4 protein-coding genes are annotated in these 3,241 nt (G+C 69.8%); 1 reads left to right on the top strand and 3 read right to left on the bottom strand.

Going from position 1 to position 3,241, the window contains the following annotated elements:
• Positions 1–397 precede the first annotated feature (397 nt).
• Positions 398–1,741: a phosphatase PAP2 family protein gene (locus AOK15_RS28745; protein ID WP_420876986.1), complete on the top strand. Its 1,344-nt coding sequence runs from the start codon at positions 398–400 to the stop codon at positions 1,739–1,741.
• Between the two features lie 81 nt (positions 1,742–1,822).
• Here the strand turns inward: AOK15_RS28745 and AOK15_RS28740 are convergent, their stop codons facing one another.
• The 3 genes from AOK15_RS28740 to AOK15_RS28730 form a co-directional block, all read right to left on the bottom strand.
• On the bottom strand, positions 1,823–2,188 hold the full coding sequence (locus tag AOK15_RS28740) for a DUF4180 domain-containing protein (protein WP_055521263.1): 366 nt from the start codon (positions 2,186–2,188) through the stop codon (positions 1,823–1,825).
• Positions 2,189–2,291: 103 nt separating this feature from the next.
• On the bottom strand, positions 2,292–2,681 hold the full coding sequence (locus AOK15_RS28735) for a VOC family protein (RefSeq protein ID WP_055521262.1): 390 nt from the start codon (positions 2,679–2,681) through the stop codon (positions 2,292–2,294).
• The gene (locus AOK15_RS28730; RefSeq protein ID WP_055521261.1) at positions 2,678–2,971 is read right to left on the bottom strand and encodes an ArsR/SmtB family transcription factor; all 294 of its coding nucleotides are present in this window, start codon (positions 2,969–2,971) and stop codon (positions 2,678–2,680) included. Before AOK15_RS28730 ends, AOK15_RS28735 begins: the two co-directional genes overlap by 4 nt.
• Between the last annotated feature and the right edge of the window lie 270 nt (positions 2,972–3,241).

Below are 3,241 nucleotides of genomic sequence, written 5' to 3'. Positions count from 1 at the left end.
TCTCCAGCGCGACGAAGAATCCCAGCGCCGTCACGCTCAGCGCGGCCCACAGCAGGACGCGGGGCCGGCGCCATTCGACGGAGGAGATTCCGCTGCTTATTCGCGAGAACACCCGCGAGGCTATGGATATCAACTTATGCGGCCATGGTGTCGTTCAGCCGGCTGGGTCTCTTCGCACTGGACGGCATGGGTTCTCCGGTGGTCGGGTCGGGTGCGGCAGGGCAACCTCCGGGGGTGCCCTTTCGTCTTCCTTCCTGGGCCTGCAACCCTGTGTACGACTTGTGACCAGCCGACCGACCCGACCCGTTCACCGGAGAACCCATGCCGTCCAGTGCGAAGAGACCCAGCCGGCTGAACGACACCATGGCCGCATAAGTTGATATCCATAGCCTCGCGGGTGTTCTCGCGAATAAGCAGCGGAATCTCCTCCGTCGAATGGCGCCGGCCCCGCGTCCTGCTGTGGGCCGCGCTGAGCGTGACGGCGCTGGGATTCTTCGTCGCGCTGGAGATCGCCGCCCGCCACTACGGTCTGCCGGGGCCGCTCACCAACCAGGCCCGAGAAGTCGTGTTCGCCCCCAAATCGGGGCCGTTGCTGTACGCCAGCATGGCGCTGACGATGGTGGTGCTCACCTGGCGGCAACGACTGATCGCGGCCGCCGTCGCCGTCGGTATCGACCTCGTCTTCTTCCTGGTGCGGTGGGCCGCGGGCGCCGACATGATGTTCGGCAACGGCGCGCTGTGGGTGATCCTCGGCTGCGCCGTCATCGCCCTCACCCGCCGCACCGGCCGGGAGAGAACCCTGCTCCTCAAGGGCGTCGGGCTGGGGCTGCTGCTGGTCGCCGGCCGCAAGACCGGTGACACGTGGCTGCTCATCACCTCCAAGACCCAGCCGCTGGTGCTCGACCAGTACCTGGCCTCCGCCGACCACGCGCTCGGCAACCCGTCATGGCTGATGGGCCGGCTGGTCCGGGCCACCGGACCCGTCGGCACCCACCTCCTCGACTGGATCTACATCCAGCTCGCGGTGGCCGCCGTCGCCGTCGCCCTCTACCAGCTCCGCCATGTGGTGGCCGAACGCCGCTTCCCCCGCCACCACCTGGTGCGCACCTTCCTGGTGATCGGCCTCCTCGGCCCCGGCATCTACATGATCTTCCCGGTGGTGGGGCCGGTCTTCGCCTACGGCGCCGGCGCCATGGGAACCGGCGGCGAGCCCTGGGCCGTGGCCAGCCTGTGGCCGCACACCGCCCCGCCGATCGGCGTCCCGGAAGCCATGCCGTACGACGCGATCACCCCCCGCAACTGCATGCCCAGCCTGCACACCGCATGGGCCACCGCGATCTTCCTCCACTCCCGCGGCGGCCCCCGCGCCCTGCGCTACGCGGGCACGTTCTGGCTGGTCGCCACGCTCTGCGCGACGCTCGGCTTCGGCTACCACTACGGCGTGGACCTCATCGCCGGTGTGGTGTTCACCCTCACCATCGAGGCGGCCCTGCGCACCTACGACCGGGGCTGGGACCGCTCGGGACTCCAGCTGGTCGCCTACGGCTCGACGGTGTTCGTGGCGCTGCTGGTGTCGTACCGCTGGCTGCCGGAGGAGATGGCCCGTTATCCGTGGCTGGCCGGACCGATGCTGCTCACCGCCATGGGCTCCGTGATCTACGGCTACGCGCGCACCGTCGGCCGCTGGGAGCCGAAGGCCGCGCCGCTGCCCAGCCCGGAACGACGACTCGAACTGGTGTGAGCGGCGCGGCGGGCCGGTCTCAGCCCTTAGGGCCCTGTCGTTTGGATCACGCCGGGGCCCGAATCCGGCATGATCCAAACGTCAGGCCCTAAGCCGCTCACCCAGCTCGTCGAGGTCGGACACGAACCACGTCTGACGGTTGCGGTCGCACTCACGGACGAAGTCCCGCAGGGCCGTACTCGCCGTCGTGTGGCGGGAGATGTCGCCGACGACGGCGAGGCCCACACGGTACTGCGCGAACTTCTGGACGATGTCGCCGGCGACCCGGGTCCGCAGCTGGAAGAACGACTCGTCGAACCGCTCGGCCGGGACGACGACCCACGCGGCGCCGTGGTACCCGGCGTCGCCGATGAGATCCAGGACATCGCTCTCGCGGGCGATCGGCTCGCCCTCGGGGGCGCACAGGAGAACGGGCACGTCGTGGATCGTTCGTAGGGTGATCGTCATGGACGTCGAGGCTACGTGCCGAGCGCGCCTCCGGGCCACGCGTTTCCCGGCGGGTGACGCGATCCTGCTCGGTATGCGCCGCCCTCCGGAGTGGTGCCGGGGCCTACGCGCTGTGGACGAGCTGGATCAGGTTGCCGCAGGTGTCGTCCAGGACGGCGGTGGTGACCGGGCCCATCTCCAGCGGCGGCTGCGTGAAGCGCACCCCGAGCGCGCTCAGCCGGTCGTACTCCGCGGGGACGTCGTCCACGGCGAAGGACGTGGCCGGGATGCCGTCCTCGACCAGGGCCGCCTTGTACGGCCGCACCGCGGGGTGGCCGGAGGGCTCCAGCAGCAGCTCGGTCCCCTCGGGCTCCTCCGGGGAGACCACGGTCAGCCACCGGTCCGTGCCGCCCATCGGGACGTCGTGCTTCTTCACGAAGCCCAGCACGTCCGTGTAGAAGCGCAGGGCCTTCTCCTGGTCGTCGACGAAGACGCTGGTGATGTGGATCCTCATGGCGTGCTCTCCGGTCCGTCGGGCCTGAGCCATCGGGTCATGACGCGCTCCAGGGGCTCGGTGTTCAGATCATGGAACTTGTAGCGGCCCTGGCGGCGCGTGACGACCAGACCCGCCGACTCCAGGACGGCCAGATGCTGGCTGATCGCCTGCCGGGACAGTCCCAGACCGTGCTTGGTGACCAACCGCGCACATATCTCGAACAGCGTCTGCCCGTCCCGCTCCACCAGCTCGTCGAGGATGCGCCGCCGGGTCGGGTCGGCCAGCGCCTTGAACACATCCTCCGCCATGCCCTCCACGATAGGCAAGCAATGACTTGCCTATCAAGCGGGTGGCGCGGGGCGACCGCGGCGTCAAGGGGGCCTGCCCCAGGGGCGATGCGGGGGGCCGGTGCAGTGATCTCGGCGGCCGGGGCTGGGAGGGTCGGGGGAGACGCACGCCGATCACTCAGGGGGAACACAGATGCGCCGCACACGTCGTGCCATGACCGCCGTCCTGCTCGCCGCCACGCTCACCGGGGTCTCGGCCCCGATCGCCGCTGCCCGGCAACCCGACCCCGT

Origin of the sequence: Streptomyces ossamyceticus (genome assembly GCF_001418475.1) — a bacterium.
GTDB lineage: Bacteria > Actinomycetota > Actinomycetes > Streptomycetales > Streptomycetaceae > Streptomyces > Streptomyces ossamyceticus.
Note: the sequence above shows the minus strand (reverse complement) of the source record. Positions and strands in the feature narration are given on the sequence as shown.

Coding starts and splice junctions, on each gene's coding strand:
- AOK15_RS28730 (WP_055521261.1), bottom strand. CDS start 2,971: ATGGCGGAGGATGTGTTCAAGGCGCTGGCCGACCCGACCCGGCGGCGC.
- AOK15_RS28735 (WP_055521262.1), bottom strand. CDS start 2,681: ATGAGGATCCACATCACCAGCGTCTTCGTCGACGACCAGGAGAAGGCC.
- AOK15_RS28740 (WP_055521263.1), bottom strand. CDS start 2,188: ATGACGATCACCCTACGAACGATCCACGACGTGCCCGTTCTCCTGTGC.